The following is a 15,925-nucleotide window of genomic DNA, read 5'->3' on the forward strand; positions in this document are numbered from 1 at the left end:
GTGGCGGAGCGACCATGGAGTCATGCTGCTCGCCGACATTGCCAGGACATCGAGGGAGATCACGGAAGTCTCCTCACGCAAGGAGAAGGTGACGCTCCTGGCGGAGTTGTTCCGCGCGGCTTCGCCCGCTGAAGTCCCGCTGGTCGTCACGTACTTGGCGGGGCGCCTGCCGCAGCGCAGGACGGGGGTGGGCTTCCGTACCCTCGCCGGGTCCCATGTGCCCTCATCCGAGGCGCGGTTGACGATCACAGGCGTGGACGCCGCGCTGGAGGAGATCGCCGCCGTGCACGGCAAGGGCGCCCAGGCCGAGCGCAAGCGGCTCCTGGGAGCACTGATGTCGGCGGCGACCGAGGAGGAGCAGCGTTTCCTCTTCCGGCTGCTCACGGGCGAGTTGCGGCAGGGAGCGCTGGACGCCTTCGCCGTGGAGGGTCTGGCGAAGGCCGTCTCCGTGCCCGCGGGTCAGGTACGGCGTGCGGTGATGTTCGGAGGTTCGCTCGGCGCGGTGGCGCGGGCACTGCTGGCCGAAGGGCCGCCGGCGCTGGAGGCGTTCCGGCTGGAGACGGGCCGCCCGGTGCAGCCCATGCTGGCGCAGAGTGCGAAGAACGTGCTGGAAGCCGTGGACCGGCTCGGTCCGTGCGCGGTGGAGGAGAAGCTCGACGGAATCCGGGTGCAGGTGCACAAGGACGGTGAGGACGTCGGGATCTACACGCGCACCCTGGACGACATCACTGCGCGGCTTCCCGAACTCGCGGAGATCGTTTCCGGGCTGGATGTGCAGCGGGCCGTGCTGGACGGAGAAGTGATCGCCCTGGGCGAGCAGGGCCGGCCGCGCCCGTTCCAGGAGGTCTCCCAGCGTGTGGGGTCGCATGTGGACGTGCCGACGGCGCGGGAGGCGCTGCCGGTCACGCCGCGCTTCTTCGACGTACTCTCCGTCGACGGGCGCGACCTTGTGGACCTTGACGCGGCGCAGCGCCATGAGGCTCTGGCGCGAGTCGTCCCCGAGTCCCTGCGTGTGCGGCGCATGGTCGTCCAGGATCCGCAGGCGGACGAAGAGCGCCGCGCCGCCGAGGAGTTCGCGGCGCGGGTTCTGGAGGAGGGCCATGAAGGCGTCTTGGTCAAGGCGCTGGATTCCGCCTACAGCGCGGGGCGCAGGGGCGCCTCCTGGCTGAAGGTGAAGCCCGTCTTCACTCTCGACCTGGTGGTGCTGGCCGCCGAGTGGGGCCACGGTCGCCGCGCGGGACGGCTGTCGAACCTGCATCTGGGCGCCCGGTGGCCGGACGGCTCGTTCGCGATGCTCGGCAAGACCTTCAAGGGGCTCACTGACGAGTTGCTGGCCTGGCAGACGGGCCAGCTTCTCGGCATCACGGAGCGCGAACATCCCTGGGGCGTGACGGTGCGGCCGCAGCTGGTGGTGGAGATCGCGCTCGACGGGCTGCAGCGCTCGACCCGGTATCCGGCGGGGGTGACCCTGCGCTTCGCGCGCGTGGTGCGCTACCGGACGGACAAGCGGGCCGCGGACGCCGACACGGTCGACGACGTCCTCGCGCTCCAGCGGTAGCCGGACGGAGCGCGCGGACGCCGCCGGAACACCGTTCCGTCGCGCCCACGGCCGAGGGGTGGCGGCAGAACAACGGCCGCGCCAGGGGCCCTTCAGCCGCGCGGGACCACCATCGAGAGGACCTTCGGCAGCGGGTACCAGTCGGAGGTCGTGAAACTCGCGTGCGAGGCGGCGAGTTGGGTGACCCGGTCACGGGCCTCCTGTTCACCGGGGTCGGTGTTGTCGATCTCCGGGGCGACTTTGTGCGCGTCGGTCATGATCGTGAGGTAGCCGTTCTCCTGGTACCAGGCGGTGTCGATGCCGCCGCCCGTGAACGTGGCGGCATCGCCGTCGAAGACGACGAACCAGGGACGCAGGGCCTCGTCGTAGCGCTCCGTGCGGGGGTCGCCCTTCTCGGCGCCGTGCACAGCGGGGAAGGCGCCGGCCTCGCCGAGCGCGCCCTTGGCGGCGAGGTCCTTGAGGTGGGTGGCGTACTCCTCGTCCGTCCACAGCTTGTCGGCGGGGTTGTCCTCCTCGACGGTGCCCGGGATGAGTTCGAAGAGGAACTTGCCCGCCATGGCTTCCCGGCTGGGCCAGCCTGAAGTGCCCACGGCCTCGTCCAGGTTGGCGTGCGAGCCTGTGACGTCGGAGGGCCGGAAGAGCGCGTCGCCCAGCTTCTCGCCGAGCAGCGCGTCGAGTTCGTCCGGACCGCGGTCCGCTTTGTCGTAGAAGCCGTCCTTCATCTCGACCTTGATGAGGACGGGCGGGTGCCCGGGGTGCGCATCGTGCCAGGCCCGGAGGTCGGCGAGGCAGCCGTCGAGGCTTTGGTCGCGTTCCTTGGTGCGCAGCTCCTGCGCCGACGCCGCGTTCTCGCAGTTGTTGTCGTTGCCGGTCGGGTTGCTGTGGGAGACGCGCCAGCCCTTGCCGAAGACGTTGGTCCACACGTCCAGTTCGAAGAGAGACGCGCCCGAGTCGAGCGCATCCGCGAAGTACTCGTACTTGTCCTGCTCGTAGGCGTTGTGGACGCCGACGCTCGTGGTGTCACCGTAGCTTTCGGCGGCAGCTTCCCCGGGACCGGCCTGGGCCGTGACGGGAATGGCGAGCGCCGTGGCGGCGGTGACCAGGGCGGCCGTCGATATGGCGACGGCCAGGCGGGATCTGCTCATCGGCTGATTCCTTGGGGTGTGGGGGGTCCAAGTGAGCATCAGCGTAGAGCGGTTGAGGCGTCTCGGTACGGTGCCCGGCGAAACTGCGCAGCGCGGGAAGAGACCGGAAGCGGCGCGTCGGGGCCCCTTGCCGGAAGACTTTCCCGGCAAGGGGCCCTGGGAGAAGGCTGCTTGGCGGTCCGCTCAGCGGCGGCGGCGCTTCGAGCGGTCCAGCGCGGAGACGCCGAGCGCCGCCAGAACGAGCTGTATCAGCCACTCGGTCCAGTCGACTCCGCCCGTGTCACCCACGCCGAAATACGTGGCGATTGCGGAGCCTATGAGGGCGGCCACGATGCCGACGCCGATGGTCAGGAGAATGCCGACGCGCTGACGGCCGGGCACGATCAGCCGCCCCAGTACGCCGATGATGATCCCGATCACGATGGCGCTGAGGATGCCTGAGATCTCCATTATCTCCCCTTGTGAGTCGTCGTGTTTTCTCCTTGTGCCCGCATCCCGGGCCCGCACGCAGGGCTTTTCACCCCGGCCGCGGTGAGGCCGGAGCAGCGTGTCCGGTGGCCGCCGGCCGCTGTCACCAGGGGCTGCGACACTGGCCGGTGTCCGTCGGGCCGACAACCCGGCGTTGCACGGTCCGCGAGGAGTTGTCGTCACAGGAGGTCCGCAGTGGACGCGCTCATCCCGGCAACCCCGTCGCGTCCGGCTCCCGGAGCGGTGCATTTGCCCGGGTGGCTCGGCCTCCAGGAGCAGCGTGACCTGGTGTCCGCCTGCCGGGAATGGGCGGCGGGCCCCGTGCCGCTGCGGCACACGCGGCTTCCGCGCGGCGGCGTGATGTCGGTGCGGACGGTGTGCCTGGGGTGGCACTGGCAGCCCTACCGCTACACGCGTACCGCGGACGACGTGAACGGGCGCCGCGTCGCCGCCTTCCCCGACTGGCTGGCCCGGCTCGGCCGGCGGGCACTCGCCGACGCGTACGAGGACGACGCGGGCGCCGAGGGTTACCACCCCGACACGGCGCTGATCAACTTCTACGACGGGGCCGCCCGGATGGGCATGCACCAGGACAAGGACGAGAGGTCGCCGGCGCCGGTCGTCTCACTGAGCATCGGCGACACCTGCGTCTTCCGCCTCGGGAACACCGAGTCGCGCGGCAGGCCCTACACGGACATCCGGCTCGCCTCGGGCGACCTGTTCGTCTTCGGCGGCCCGTCCCGCTACGCCTACCACGGCGTGACGAAGGTCTTCCCCGGCACGGGGACGGCCACGGGTATGGCGTCGGGAAGGCTCAACCTCACCCTCCGGGAGACGGGCCTGACAGGGTGAGACGGCGCCCGGCGGCGCGGAAATCGCCGTCGGGCACGTATAGGTCGCGCGTTGCTGCCAACCCGGGTCTCATGGACGAGAAGGACCCCGATCCGGACGACCCCCGCCACACGCCGGGTCTGGAGCCGGGCGGGCAGGTTCCGCCGGGTGAGACGCCGCCGGGCGAGGACAGCACGGGCGGTGCCGGTCCGGACGAGAGCCACAACCCGGCCAAGGGCTGGGCGAAGGCACCGGTGATCATTCTGGCGGTGCTCGTCGCCGTCTTCTTCATCTACTTCCTGGCCTGGGCCCTGGAGCTCTGAGCGAACCGGGCGGACTCTGCGGCGACCGCGGTGAGGACGGGCGCGCCGTCGCCGTCCGTCGGGGATGCGTTCCCTTTGTTCCGCTTCGCCGCGGCAGCCATCAGGGCCGGGGGCCGGCAAGCGGGAAGGGGCTCGCCTGTCTGGCCCCGGCCTCGGCCCGCGCTCCTCGTCGCGGGCCCGCTCTTCCTACGCCACCCGCGTCACGGCGCCGGCGGCGCCGGCTGAGGTTCCGGCTCCGGCGGGACGGGCTCCGGCGTGGGCGACGGCGGAATCGGATCCGGTGCGGGTCCCGGCGGAGGGGCGGGCGTGGGCGCCGGCACCGGATCGGGTGCCGGCCCGGGTCCCGGCCCGCCGGGCTCGGGCGGCGGAGTGGGATGGGGAGGAACCGGGTCTGGCCGCCTGCAGGCCGGGAACCCCGTGCCTGACTGCTGTGGCATCACAACTCCAGCGCATCTACGTAGCGGCATATCCGTCCCGGTCCGGGTGCCCGCTCGCGCGGCCGCCACTCCCCCGCCCCGGACCCGCCGGCACGCACCACCCGGCGCGGCAGGCCGGGCCGGGTGGTGCGTGCCGTACCGGGCGGAGGTCAGTCCGCGGAGACCTCGCTGCGGTCGCCTCCCCAGAGCGTGTGGAAGGAGCCCTCCCGGTCCGTCCGCCGGTAGGTGTGCGCGCCGAAGAAGTCCCGCTGCCCCTGAGTGAGCGACGCCGGCAGGCGAGAGCTGCGCAGCCCGTCGTAGGAGGCGAGGGCGGCGGCAAAGCCCGGCACGGGGATGCCCCGCCCCACTGCGGTGGCCACGACCGTGCGCCAGTCGCCCTGCGCGTCGCCGATCTCCTTGGAGAAGTGTTCGTCCGCCAGCAGCGTCGGAAGGTCGGGCCGCGCGGCGAAGGCGGCACGGATGCGGTCCAGGAAGGCGGCGCGGATGATGCAGCCCGCCCGCCAGATCGCGGCGACGGCACCGGGGTCGATGTCCCATCCGAACTCGTGGCTCCCGCTGCTGATCATGTTCCAGCCCTGCGCGTACGAGGTGATCTTCGAGGCGTACAGGGCCTGCTCGACCTGATCGGCGAACCGCTCGGCGTCGGCCGGGTCGAGCGGAGCGGCAGCCGGGCCCGGAAGATGGGCGCTGGCGGAGCGCAGGTCGGTGTGGCCGGACAGCGACCGGGCGAAGACGGCCTCGGCGATGCCGGAGACCGGCACTCCCAGGTCGAGCGCGGTCTGCACGGTCCAGCGGCCGGTGCCCTTCTGCTCGGCCTCGTCGGCCACGACGTCGACGAAAGGGTTCCCTGTGGCGGCGTCGGTGTGTGACAGGACCTCGGCGGTGATCTCGATGAGGTAGGAGTCCAGGCGGCCGGTGTTCCACTCCCGGAAGGTCTCGGCGATGCGGCCGGGCTCGAATCCGGCGACGTCGCGCAGCAGGTGGTAGGCCTCGCCGATGAGCTGCATGTCGGCGTACTCGATGCCGTTGTGCACCATCTTCACGAAGTGGCCCGCGCCGTCCGGGCCGACATGAGTGGTGCAGGGGGTGCCGTCCGGGGCCTTTGCGGCGATGCTCTCCAGCAGCGGGCGGAGCGACTCATAGGCCTCGGCGGAGCCGCCGGGCATGATGCTCGGTCCGTGCAGCGCGCCTTCCTCACCGCCCGAGATGCCGGTGCCGACGAAGTGCAGTCCGCGCTCGCGCAGTGCCTTCTCGCGGCGCCGGGTGTCGGCGTAGTGGGCGTTGCCGCCGTCGATGATGACGTCTCCGGGTTCGAGCAGCGCGGCGAACTCGTCGATGACGGCATCGGTGGGCGCCCCTGCCTTCACCATGATCACCAGCCGTCGCGGCCGCTCCAGCGCGGCGACGAACTCTTCCGCCGTCTCCGCGGCGACGAAGCTTCCCTCGTCGGAGAAGTCACGCACGAGGTCGCGTGTCCTGGAGACGGTGCGGTTGTGCACGGCCACCGTGTATCCGTTGCGGGCGAAGTTCCGGGCAAGGTTGCGGCCCATGACCGCGAGGCCGGTGACACCGATGTGCGCACTGCTGCTCATGCTGAAGCTCCTGGGATGAGCGGGCCGGCGGGCCGGTCCGCTCGGCTCGGGATGGACGGATTGCGGATCTTTCCGTGGGTCTGCGGGGCGGGACGTCACCGGATGCGTCCGGGAAGGGGCAGGGGCAGGGCGGGCAGACCGTCGAGGCTGACACCGACGTGCTCCTTCTTCTCGCAGTATCTGGCGAAGGACTCGTCGGTCTCGCGCGCGAAGCGCTGCGTGTGCAGCGGCCGGTCCTCCCGGTAGTCCATGTACGGCACGGCGAAGCCGCACGTGTCGCTGATGCGTTCCGCGCGCACCGTGATGACGGCACGCAGGTCGGTGCGTTGCTGCATGCTCCCGTCGAAGCGCGGAAGCAGTTCCTCCCACCGCGGGTCGTCGCGGAAGACGGGCTCACCGGTTCCGTGTATGCGCACGATGCGGGGCGGCCCGTCGAATGCGCACCACATCAGGGTGACGCGGCCGTTCTCGCGGAGGTGGGCGATGGTCTCGGCTCCGCTGCCGCCGAGGTCCAGGTATCCGACGGTGACGTCGTCGAGGACGGCGAACGACCCGGCGAGTCCCTTCGGCGAGACGTTGACATGCCCGTCCGCCGCCAGCGGGGCGGTCGCGGTGAAGAAGATGTGCTGCTCCTCGATGAAGGTACGTAGCCGCTCGTCGATTCGTTCGTAGATCGTCCCCATACCGGCATTGTGGGCCCGCGGACGGTGCGGACGCGCGGAGATCGGCGAAAGCACGCGGCCCCGCGCACGCGGATCCCTTCGGTCCCGTCACGCCGCGGGTTCCTGCGTCCACGGCCGTGATGCGGCCGTGGACGCCTCAGCTCAGCGTCGTGCCGTCCACGACGGTCTCGATGCCGTCCGCGAGGAAGCACAGATGTCCGGCGATGCGCACGGCCTCGTCGAACGGCTGCTCGTAGCACCAGGCCGCGTCCTCGATGACGCTGCCGGCGGTGTGGAGAGACCGGTAGGAGGCCTGCCCCTTGTAGGGGCAGTGAGTGTGGGTGGCGCTCGGCCGCAGCAGCTCCGTGCGGACGTCCTGCCGCGGCAGGTAGAAGCGGTTGGGCAGACCCGTCTCGGAGAGCAGGTATGCGCGGCGGCTCTCGGCGATGTCCGTGCCGCCGGCCCTGACGACCACGTGGCGGCTGGTGGGACGTACGTCGATGCGGTGGTACGGGTCGCGCACATGCCCGTGGACCTCTTCGTCCTCGTCGAACCAGGCGTCCACGGCCGACCAGTACACCGCCGCACGGCCCTTGAGCCACTCCGCACCCTCCAGCGGTTCGGGGTAGCTCCACACGGCGTTCTCGACGAGCCGGTCCCCCGCACGCACGCTCCAGTAGCGGGCATCCCCCTTGAACGGGCAGTGGGTGGTGTGGGCGCTCTCCTCCAGCATCTCCTCGCGCAGGTCGGCGAGGGGCACGTAGAGCTGGGGCAGCAGGTTGCTCTCGTGCAGGAGGGCCGCATCGGTGGAGTCCAGCAGCGTGCTGCTGCCGAGCAGCGCACGCACGCGGCGCGGGAAGCGCTGCCACAGCAGCCGGTGTGCGGGACCGTCGATCGTGTAGTTGACGGTCTCCGGGGGCCGCGATGCGAGCGGTCCGCCGCCGAGCGTGAGGGTCATGGTCTGCGCCTCCGGATCGGTGTGGCGATGTGCGCGTCCCACTCTCGCACCGCCGCGGCCCGGCCCGCGCACCCGATCCCGTACCCGTGCCCGTCCCTCTTGCCCGGCCCGCGATGTCCCGGCGGACGCGCACTCACGCCGGGGTGCCGGCGGCGAGGATGCGTTCCAGGGTGCGGCAACCCATCCGGCTCATGGCCGGGTTGCTCCCGGCGTAGTACCAGGCCGCGCCCATCGCCTGCTCGAAGGCCCACGCCTTGCCGCGCTCCCACTCGATGACGTCGCACCCGAGCACGTCGCGCAGTACCTGCCGCGGCCCGGCCCCCAGCAGATGCCACGCGCCCACCAGGTCGAGCGCGGGGTCCGCCGGTCCCAGTCCGCCGACGTCGAGGACGCCGGCGAGCCGTCCACGGGAGACCAGTACGTTGCCGGGGATGAGATCGCCGTGGTTCATCACATCTGCTCCCTCGGTGCGCGGAAGTTCCCGCAAGGCCGCCCACATCCGGCGGAGCCGGGGCACGTCCAGGAGCCCTGCGCTCTTCCCGAAGCAGGTCTGCATCCACGCGTCATGTGCGCGCAGGTCACCGCCGCGGCCCTCACCGCTCCACGTACGTCCGCGCGTACCGATCGCGCGCACGCTGCGGACGAACTCCGCCAGGTCGTGCGCGAACGCAACCGACTCCCCCGGGTCCTCGTCGGTGGCCACGACGCCGCCGGGCAGCCAGGTCTGCACCGACCAGGGCAGCGGATAGCCCCGCCCGGGCTCGCCCAGCGCCACGGGTTCGGGCGTGGGGAACGGCGTGCGGCCTGCCAGCTCGCGGGCCGCCTGCGCCTCGGCCTCCAGCTGCCGAAGCGTCGCGTCGACGTCGCCGCGGCGCAGCGGGAACCGGGCCGCGAACCGCTCGCCGATGCGGAAGATCGCGTTGACCGTCCCCTGAGTGGCCAAAGGCCGCACGGGAAGGTTCCGCCACTGCGGAAACTGATCGTCCAGCAGGCGGCGCACGGTCTCCCGCGAGATGCGCAGCTGGTCCGGGTGCATGTCCACGCCCGGGAGCCTCGCGCCCCGCGCTGCCCGGCCGCAACCGGTATCGGTTCCGGCAGCCGTCGCCGAGGCACTGGCCGTGGGCCTGGGCGAGGTGCAGTGGCAGACACCGTCGTGGAACGAGGGCGCGATCCGCATCTACGACCGTCCGGGCACCACGCGGCAGGACAAGGCGCGTTTCACGCTCCAGGTGCCCCGCCGCCGAGGAATGCCGCCTTCCCGCTGGTGCCGCGGCACCAGCGGGAAGGCGCGAGTCCGGACCGCTGCCGCCGCCGAGGCCGACGAGGATCCCGTCGCGCGAGCGACGGCATCGCGGAACAGTTGATCTCCGAGAGGCTCCCGACGGAGCCGGGCCTTCTGACGCACGAAGAGGCCTCTCCGGCCTCGCCCGGAAAGGCCTCTCCCGTCGGCCACTCAGGCCGTCCGACCTGCACCTTCGCCCTCAGCGAATGGGGACGCCCGACAGCTGTCGTGCGATGACGAGGCGCTGGATCTCGCTGGTGCCCTCGAAGATCGTGTAAATGGCGGCGTCCCGGTGCATCCGCTCGACGGGGTATTCACGTGTGAAGCCGTTGCCGCCGAGGATCTGCATGGCCTGCGCGGTGACGGTCTTCGCCGTCTCGCCGGCGTAGAGCTTCGACATGGAGCCCTCGGCTGCGTCGAACGGCTTGCCCGCCGCCGCCATCCAGGAGGCGCGCCACACCAGCAGGCGGGCCGCGTCGATGCGGGTACGCATGTCGGCCAGCTGAAAGGCGACGCCCTGGTTGTCGATGATGGGCCGCCCGAACTGGACGCGTTCCTTGGCGTAGTCGAGGGCGACCTCGTACGCGGCGCGGGCGATGCCCACCGCCTGTGCGCCGACCGACGGCCGCGAGGCTTCGAAGGTCGCCATGGCCGCGTTCTTCACACGCTCGCCGCCCTTCTTGGCGCGTTCACGTGCGCGGGCCAGGCGCTCGTCCATCTTCTCCTTCCCTCCCAGCAGGCAGCTGCCGGGGAGACGAACGTCCTCGAGGACGACCTCGGCGGTGTGGGAGGCGCGGATGCCGTGCTTTTTGAACTTCTGTCCCTGGGAGAGGCCGGGCGTGCCCGGCGGGACGATGAAGGAGGCATGCCCCTTGGTGCCCAGCTCCGGGTCGACGACGGCGACGACGACGTGGACATTGGCGATGCCGCCGTTGGTGGCCCAGGTCTTGGTGCCGTTGAGCACCCATTCGTCCTTGGCCTCGTCGTAGACGGCACGGGTGCGCATCGCGGAGACGTCGGAGCCGGCGTCGGGCTCGGAGGAGCAGAATGCGGCGACCTTCACGTCGTCGGGGTCGCCGTACATCTGCGGGACCCAGGTGCCGATCTGCTCCTCGGTGCCGTTGGCCAGCACGCCGATGGCCGCCAGGCCGGTGCCCACGATGGACAGGGCGATTCCCGCGTCGCCCCAGAACAGCTCCTCCATCGTCATCGCGATGCCGAGGCCGGTCGGGTCGAAGAACTGCTGCGCGTAGAAATCCAGGGAGTACAGACCGATCTTCGCGGCTTCCTGAATGACTGGCCAGGGGGTCTCCTCGCGCTCGTCCCATTCAGCGGCGGCGGGACGTATCACGTCGGCGGCGAAACCGTGGATCCATTCACGGATCTCCTTCTGGTCGTCATTGAGATCGAGCGCGAATGCGGGGTCGCCCATGACCGGTCCTTCCAGCAGCTGAGTTACCAATGGTAATGGCAAGTCTGTTACTGCTCGGTAATGGATGTCAACTCCCGGTCTCGCCCGGCCGTCCTGCTGCGGCGGGTGTTACGTTTCGCTGGGGAAGCGAGAATGAAAAGGGAGGGGAGGCGCCATGGGGACCGGACAGCCTACGGAGCAGCGAAGCTCCGCCGACCGCCGCCGCAAGGAGTTGCTGGAGGCAGCCGACCGAGTCGTACTGCGCGAAGGCCCCGGCGCCTCGATGAATGCCATCGCGGCCGAGGCGGGAATCACCAAGCCCATCCTCTACCGGCACTTCGGTGACAAGGAAGGGCTCTACCGCGCCCTCGCCGTGCGGCACACCGACGCCCTGATCAGCGCACTGAGAGCCGCTCTCGACGCCCCCGCCGAGCGGCGAAAACGCGTCGAGGCCACACTGGACACCTACCTCGCCGCGATCGAGACCCGCCCGCAGGTCTACCGCTTCCTCATGCACCCCTCCGAAGAGGCCTCCGGCAGCGACCGCGGCTTCGAAGCCGGACAGCACTCCGCTCCCCTGTTGCGGCGCCTGGGCGACGAACTGGGCAAGGTCATCGAGGAACGTCTCGACCTGGGGCCCGGTCGCCAGGAGTCGGCACGCATCTGGGGCCACGGCGTCGTCGGCATGGCGTATGCCGCCGGCGACTGGTGGCTGCGCGAACGCCCTTGTCCCCGCGCGGAGTTGGTCAGTCAGCTCACCGACCTGCTGTGGGGACAGCTTGCGATGGCGGACGACCGTCCCGGCGCCCCGGGCAGCGTCTGACACCTGCGGGAGGGCACCGCACGCAGGCGGGACACCCCGCGTACGTACGGCGGACCCCGGCAGTCCGGACGCACGGCGCGGGACCGGTTCGCGTCGCGCAACTTCCCTGTGGGTGAGGCGGTTCGGGCACGGCGGCGGACCTAGATAGGCTTCTCCCGACCGAGGGGCAAGGAGGAGCAGGACGATGGCAGGCAACCAGGAGCCGCTGTCTCCGCGGGCCAGGCTGGCCGTGACGGCAGGCAAGGCCGCGGCGGCGGTGTCGCGGGCGGCGGGTCGCGGCAGCGGATCGGTGATCGGCGGCAAGGTCGCTCTCAGACTCAATCCCGATCTGCTGGCCGAGGTGGCCCATCACCTGGACGTCGTCCTGGTGTCCGCGACGAACGGCAAGACGACCACGACGCGGCTGATCGCGGAGGCACTGCGCGCCAACGGCGGCGTGGTCTCCAACGCCCTGGGCGCGAACATGCCCGCCGGGATCACCTCGGCGCTCGCGGGCGGATCCGAGGCGCAGTACGGCGTGATCGAGGTGGACGAGAAGTACCTCGCCACGGTCGCGCGCGATGTGACCCCCAAGGCGATCGCCCTGCTGAACCTCTCCCGCGACCAGCTCGACCGGGCCGCCGAGACGCGCATGCTGGCCGAACGCTGGCGCGAGGGCCTCTCCGGCACGAAGGCCGTGGTCATCGCCAACGCCGACGACCCCCTCGTCGTCTGGGCGGCCTCGTCCGCGCCGAACGTGGTGTGGGTGGCAGCGGGCCAGGAGTGGAAGGACGACGCATGGTCGTGCCCGGCGTGCGGCGGCGTCATGCAGCGTCCGGACGACGACTGGTTCTGCGCCGAGTGCGGATTCCGCCGTCCCACTCCGAGCTGGGCGCTCTCCGGTGACGAGGTGCTGGACCCGCACGGTTCGGCCTGGCCGATCAAGCTGCAGCTGCCGGGGCGCGCCAACAAGGCCAACGCCACCACCTCCGCTGCCGTCGCCGCGGCGTTCGGCGTGCCGCCTCAGGTGGCGCTGGAGCGGATGCACTCGGTGACCGCCGTCGCCGGACGCTACGACGTGGTGGACTACCGCGGACGGCAGGTGCGGCTGCTGCTGGCCAAGAACCCCGCCGGCTGGCTCGAGACCTTCTCGCTGATCGACCCTCCCCCCGCTCCGGTCATCCTCTCGGTCAACGCCCGTGGCGCCGACGGCACGGACACCTCGTGGCTGTGGGACGTGGACTACTCACGTCTGGAAGGGCACCCGATCTGCGTGATCGGCGACCGCAAGCTGGACCTGGCCGTGCGTCTGGAGGTCGCCGGCGTCGGCTTCCAGGTCTGCGAGAGCGCTGCCGAAGCGGTCTCGGCGTGCCCGCCCGGACGCATCGAAGCGATCGCGAACTACACGGCCTTCCAGGATCTGCGCCGCGTCGTCGGCAACTGAACCCATCGACCCGCTCAAGGAGTTAGCGAGCATGAGTGACACGGGCCTGCGAGTGGTGTGGGTCTACCCCGACCTCCTCAGCACCTACGGGGACCAGGGCAACGCCCTGGTGGTCGAACGGCGTGCGCAGCAGCGCGGACTGACGGTGCAGCGCACCGACATCCGCTCCGACCAGCAGGTGCCCACCTCCGCGGACATCTATCTGATCGGCGGCGGGGAGGACCGGCCGCAGCGGCTGGCCGCGGAGCGCCTGCTGCGCGACGGCGGGCTGCACCGGGCCGTCGACAACGGCGCGATCATCTTCTCCGTCTGCGCCGGCTACCAGATCCTGGGCCGGGAGTTCGTCAACGACCTGGGTGAACCGCAGCAGGGCCTCGGGCTGCTGGACGTGGTCAGCACGCGCGGCGAGGCGGAGCGCTGCGTCGGTGACGTACTGGCCGACATCGATCCGGAGCTGGGCCTGCCGGAGCTGACGGGCTTCGAGAACCACCAGGGCATCACCAAGGTCGGCCCGGCGGCACGACCGCTGGCGCGGGTGCGGCTGGGGAAGGGCAACGGCACGGGCGACGGCACCGAGGGCGCGTGGAACGACACGGTCTTCGGTACGTACATGCACGGCCCGGTGCTGGCGCGCAATCCGCAGATCGCCGACCACCTCATCAAGCTCGCGCTGGATGTGAACGCGCTGCCCTCCGTGAACGACCAGTGGTACGAGGCGCTGCGCAAGGAGCGGATCTCCGCGGCGCTCCAGCCCGCCTGACCCCTCCCGCTCGCACTCCCCCGCCGCGGAGCCCGATCCGGGGCGGGGGATCCGCATGTCCCGGCCACGATCGGGGGCGCCTGACGGCCGCCGAAGCGGAGGGAATACGCTTGCCGGGCACAACGCCCGAGTCAGGAGAGAACGCGGATGGACCACGGCGGACACGGCATGACGACGGATCTGCCGCCGTTCACACTCGGCCGCGGACTGGAGTTCACGGGTGAGCCGTTCTTCCTGGTGGGGTGCCTCCTCGCGCTCGTGCTGTACGCAGGCGCCGTGGTGCGGCTGCGGCGGCGGGGCGACGCATGGCCCCTTCTCCGTGTCGTCGCGTGGGTGCTGGGTGTGTTCGCCGTCGCGCTGACGATGTGCACGGCGCTGAACGAGTACGGGATGGTGCTCTTCAGCGTCCACATGGTGCAGCACATGATCATCAGCATGCTCGCTCCGATCCTCCTGCTGCTGGGAGCGCCGGTGACGCTTGCGCTGCGGTCGCTTCCGTCGGCGGGGCGCGGTCGCAAGGGGCCGCGGGAGCTGCTCGTGGCGGTGCTGCACAGCCGCGCCATGCGCGTGCTGACCCACCCCGGGTTCACGATCCCGCTGTTCATCGCGAGTCTCTACGCCCTGTACTTCACGCCGCTCTTCGACTTCCTGATGAGCTCCACCGTCGGCCACCTGGCGATGATGGTGCACTTCCTTCTGGTCGGGCTGGTCTTCTTCTGGCCGATCATGGGTGTCGACCCGGGTCCGCACCGGCCCGGTTATCTGATGCGGATGCTGGAGCTGTTCGCGGGGATGCCGTTCCACGCCTTCTTCGGGATCGCGCTCATGATGGCCTCGGAGCCGATGATCGCCACGTACGCCGACCCGTCGGCGTCACTGCAGGTCACAGCACTGTCGGACCAGACGGCCGCGGGCGGGATCGCCTGGGCGTTCAGCGAGATCCCCTCGGTACTGGTGCTCCTCGCACTGGTCTACCAGTGGCACAAGTCGGACGAGCGCGAGGCCCGGCGCAGGGACAGGATGGCCGACCGCGACGGCGACAAGGAGCTCGCCGCGTACAACGCCTACCTGGCCTCCCTGCAGGCCCGTCAGCAGTGACTCTTGGGCAGTAGCGCCACGGCCGCGCCGCGGGCGACCATGGGAGACGGGCCCGGTCCCCTCGGTACGCGGTCCCCGTCACCGGCCGGGTCGCCGGGAGGAGGATTCTGTGATGCCTCGCTCTGCCAAGGCGCTGACCGTCGGCACGGTGGCGGCGCTCGTTCTCGTGACGGCCTACACGGTGACTCTGGGGAGCAGCGGGTGGCTCTGGCTCGGGTGGGCCGTTCTGGCTCTGGTCACGGTGGGGGCGCTGTCCACGAAGCGCGGCTGAGTCGCTGTACGGTTGGCCCCCTCCCCCGCAGGCGACGCCGGAAGCTACTCTGCGATCTCACCGGAATGCATGGGGGAAGGCCTTAGCGTGTTCTACAACTTGTTCAAGTACGTATTGCTGGGGCCCCTGTTGCGGCTGTACTTCCGTCCGCGGATCGAGGGGCTGGAGAACATCCCGGACGAGGGACCGGCCATCGTGGCGGGCAATCACCTCTCCGTCTCCGACCACTTCCTGATGCCGGCGATCCTCCGGCGGCGCATCACATTCCTGGCGAAGTCCGAGTACTTCACGGGGCCCGGCCTGAAAGGGCGCCTCACGGCGGCCTTCTTCCGCAGCGTGGGGCAGATCCCGGTGGACCGGTCGGGCAAGGGGGCCGGACAGGCCGCGATCGACGAGGGCCTCGGGGTGCTCCGCAAGAACGAGTTGCTCGGCATCTATCCCGAGGGCACCCGTTCCCACGACGGGCGGCTGTACAAGGGCCGCGTCGGTGTGGCGTCGATGGCGCTCCAGGCGGGGGTGAAGGTCATTCCCTGCGCCATGGTCGGCACCTTCGAACTCCAGCCTCCGGGGCGGAAGATGCCCCGGTTCGGCCGGGTGACGATACGCTTCGGGAAGCCCCTGGACTTCTCACGCTACGCGGGGATGGAGAGCGAGCGCGCGGTGCTGAGGGCCGTCACCGACGAGATCATCCACGAGATCCTCCAGCTGTCCGGCCAGGAGTACGTCGACATGTACGCGCCGGAAGCGAAGGCCCTCCAGGCGAAGGAGCGTCAGGAAGCCCGCTCCCGGGGGCGCGGCGGGGAACGCAAGGACTCCTGACTCAGCACTCCCCCGCAGCCGGATGCGAAGGCCCGCACGCGAAGGGGACGGCCGCAGTTGCGGC

Annotated in this window: 17 protein-coding genes; 10 read left to right on the forward strand and 7 right to left on the reverse strand. The window is 70.7% G+C overall.

The features are described from left to right. The first annotated feature begins 22 nt into the window (after positions 1–22). The gene (locus H180DRAFT_RS28010) at positions 23–1,558 is read left to right on the forward strand and encodes an ATP-dependent DNA ligase (protein ID WP_055488959.1); all 1,536 of its coding nucleotides are present in this window, start codon (positions 23–25) and stop codon (positions 1,556–1,558) included. A gap of 92 nt (positions 1,559–1,650) precedes the next feature. On the opposite strand, the gene H180DRAFT_RS28015 is transcribed toward H180DRAFT_RS28010, so the two are convergent. Further along, positions 1,651–2,703, reverse strand: a complete 1,053-nt coding sequence (locus H180DRAFT_RS28015; RefSeq protein WP_055488960.1) for a phosphatidylinositol-specific phospholipase C domain-containing protein — start codon at positions 2,701–2,703, stop codon at positions 1,651–1,653. 183 nt (positions 2,704–2,886) lie between these two features. Continuing rightward, positions 2,887–3,153, reverse strand: coding sequence for a GlsB/YeaQ/YmgE family stress response membrane protein (locus H180DRAFT_RS28020; RefSeq protein WP_055488961.1), 267 nt, complete (start codon positions 3,151–3,153; stop codon positions 2,887–2,889). A 213-nt stretch (positions 3,154–3,366) separates the two neighbouring features. On the opposite strand from H180DRAFT_RS28020, the gene H180DRAFT_RS28025 reads away from it, so the two are divergent. Next, positions 3,367–4,023, forward strand: a complete 657-nt coding sequence (locus H180DRAFT_RS28025) for an alpha-ketoglutarate-dependent dioxygenase AlkB family protein (protein WP_055488962.1) — start codon at positions 3,367–3,369, stop codon at positions 4,021–4,023. A gap of 71 nt (positions 4,024–4,094) precedes the next feature. Continuing rightward, positions 4,095–4,325, forward strand: coding sequence for a DUF6480 family protein (locus H180DRAFT_RS28030; protein WP_055488963.1), 231 nt, complete (start codon positions 4,095–4,097; stop codon positions 4,323–4,325). 586 nt (positions 4,326–4,911) lie between these two features. Here H180DRAFT_RS28030 and gndA read toward each other — a convergent pair. The 4 genes from gndA to H180DRAFT_RS28055 all read right to left on the reverse strand — a co-directional run bounded on the left by gndA (position 4,912) and on the right by H180DRAFT_RS28055 (position 9,016). Continuing rightward, positions 4,912–6,354, reverse strand: coding sequence for an NADP-dependent phosphogluconate dehydrogenase (gene gndA, locus H180DRAFT_RS28040; protein WP_055488964.1), 1,443 nt, complete (start codon positions 6,352–6,354; stop codon positions 4,912–4,914). 95 nt (positions 6,355–6,449) lie between these two features. Continuing rightward, positions 6,450–7,037 (reverse strand): pyridoxamine 5'-phosphate oxidase family protein, encoded by a 588-nt coding sequence (locus H180DRAFT_RS28045; protein WP_055488965.1) that lies wholly within the window; start codon positions 7,035–7,037, stop codon positions 6,450–6,452. Between the two features lie 136 nt (positions 7,038–7,173). Then, the gene (locus H180DRAFT_RS28050) at positions 7,174–8,016 is read right to left on the reverse strand and encodes a DUF427 domain-containing protein (protein ID WP_199822530.1); all 843 of its coding nucleotides are present in this window, start codon (positions 8,014–8,016) and stop codon (positions 7,174–7,176) included. Between the two features lie 91 nt (positions 8,017–8,107). Then, entirely contained in the window at positions 8,108–9,016 is a 909-nt protein-coding gene (locus H180DRAFT_RS28055) for an aminoglycoside phosphotransferase family protein (RefSeq protein WP_254666220.1), read from the reverse strand. Here H180DRAFT_RS28055 and H180DRAFT_RS28060 point away from each other — a divergent pair. Then, a complete protein-coding gene (locus tag H180DRAFT_RS28060; RefSeq protein WP_139151457.1) occupies positions 9,009–9,338 on the forward strand; it encodes a hypothetical protein in 330 nt (109 codons plus the stop codon). The genes H180DRAFT_RS28055 and H180DRAFT_RS28060 overlap by 8 nt on opposite strands. A gap of 117 nt (positions 9,339–9,455) precedes the next feature. Here H180DRAFT_RS28060 and H180DRAFT_RS28065 read toward each other — a convergent pair whose 3' ends face one another. Then, complete coding sequence (locus H180DRAFT_RS28065) at positions 9,456–10,688, reverse strand: acyl-CoA dehydrogenase family protein (protein WP_055488968.1); 1,233 nt, start codon at positions 10,686–10,688, stop codon at positions 9,456–9,458. 154 nt (positions 10,689–10,842) lie between these two features. Here H180DRAFT_RS28065 and H180DRAFT_RS28070 point away from each other — a divergent pair, with 154 nt between their 5' ends. From H180DRAFT_RS28070 to H180DRAFT_RS28090, 6 genes are all read left to right on the forward strand, one after another. Next, positions 10,843–11,490, forward strand: coding sequence for a TetR/AcrR family transcriptional regulator (locus H180DRAFT_RS28070; RefSeq protein ID WP_055488969.1), 648 nt, complete (start codon positions 10,843–10,845; stop codon positions 11,488–11,490). 184 nt (positions 11,491–11,674) lie between these two features. Further along, on the forward strand, positions 11,675–12,913 hold the full coding sequence (locus tag H180DRAFT_RS28075; RefSeq protein WP_055488970.1) for a Mur ligase family protein: 1,239 nt from the start codon (positions 11,675–11,677) through the stop codon (positions 12,911–12,913). Between the two features lie 31 nt (positions 12,914–12,944). Further along, complete coding sequence (locus H180DRAFT_RS28080; RefSeq protein WP_055488971.1) at positions 12,945–13,673, forward strand: type 1 glutamine amidotransferase; 729 nt, start codon at positions 12,945–12,947, stop codon at positions 13,671–13,673. A gap of 147 nt (positions 13,674–13,820) precedes the next feature. Then, positions 13,821–14,771: a cytochrome c oxidase assembly protein gene (locus H180DRAFT_RS28085; protein WP_055488972.1), complete on the forward strand. Its 951-nt coding sequence runs from the start codon at positions 13,821–13,823 to the stop codon at positions 14,769–14,771. Positions 14,772–14,883: 112 nt separating this feature from the next. Next, positions 14,884–15,042 (forward strand): hypothetical protein, encoded by a 159-nt coding sequence (locus H180DRAFT_RS30020; protein ID WP_175437844.1) that lies wholly within the window; start codon positions 14,884–14,886, stop codon positions 15,040–15,042. A gap of 87 nt (positions 15,043–15,129) precedes the next feature. Then, on the forward strand, positions 15,130–15,861 hold the full coding sequence (locus tag H180DRAFT_RS28090) for a lysophospholipid acyltransferase family protein (RefSeq protein ID WP_055488973.1): 732 nt from the start codon (positions 15,130–15,132) through the stop codon (positions 15,859–15,861). The last annotated feature ends 64 nt before the right edge of the window (positions 15,862–15,925 follow it).

The sequence above is a fragment of the Streptomyces sp. WMMB 322 genome (assembly GCF_900090145.1).
Taxonomy (GTDB): domain Bacteria; phylum Actinomycetota; class Actinomycetes; order Streptomycetales; family Streptomycetaceae; genus Streptomyces.

Coding starts and splice junctions, on each gene's coding strand:
- H180DRAFT_RS28010 (WP_055488959.1), top strand. CDS start 23: ATGCTGCTCGCCGACATTGCCAGGACATCGAGGGAGATCACGGAAGTC.
- H180DRAFT_RS28015 (WP_055488960.1), bottom strand. CDS start 2,703: ATGAGCAGATCCCGCCTGGCCGTCGCCATATCGACGGCCGCCCTGGTC.
- H180DRAFT_RS28020 (WP_055488961.1), bottom strand. CDS start 3,153: ATGGAGATCTCAGGCATCCTCAGCGCCATCGTGATCGGGATCATCATC.
- H180DRAFT_RS28030 (WP_055488963.1), top strand. CDS start 4,095: ATGGACGAGAAGGACCCCGATCCGGACGACCCCCGCCACACGCCGGGT.
- gndA (WP_055488964.1), bottom strand. CDS start 6,354: ATGAGCAGCAGTGCGCACATCGGTGTCACCGGCCTCGCGGTCATGGGC.
- H180DRAFT_RS28045 (WP_055488965.1), bottom strand. CDS start 7,037: ATGGGGACGATCTACGAACGAATCGACGAGCGGCTACGTACCTTCATC.
- H180DRAFT_RS28060 (WP_139151457.1), top strand. CDS start 9,009: ATGTCCACGCCCGGGAGCCTCGCGCCCCGCGCTGCCCGGCCGCAACCG.
- H180DRAFT_RS28065 (WP_055488968.1), bottom strand. CDS start 10,688: ATGGGCGACCCCGCATTCGCGCTCGATCTCAATGACGACCAGAAGGAG.
- H180DRAFT_RS28070 (WP_055488969.1), top strand. CDS start 10,843: ATGGGGACCGGACAGCCTACGGAGCAGCGAAGCTCCGCCGACCGCCGC.
- H180DRAFT_RS28075 (WP_055488970.1), top strand. CDS start 11,675: ATGGCAGGCAACCAGGAGCCGCTGTCTCCGCGGGCCAGGCTGGCCGTG.
- H180DRAFT_RS28080 (WP_055488971.1), top strand. CDS start 12,945: ATGAGTGACACGGGCCTGCGAGTGGTGTGGGTCTACCCCGACCTCCTC.
- H180DRAFT_RS28085 (WP_055488972.1), top strand. CDS start 13,821: ATGGACCACGGCGGACACGGCATGACGACGGATCTGCCGCCGTTCACA.
- H180DRAFT_RS30020 (WP_175437844.1), top strand. CDS start 14,884: ATGCCTCGCTCTGCCAAGGCGCTGACCGTCGGCACGGTGGCGGCGCTC.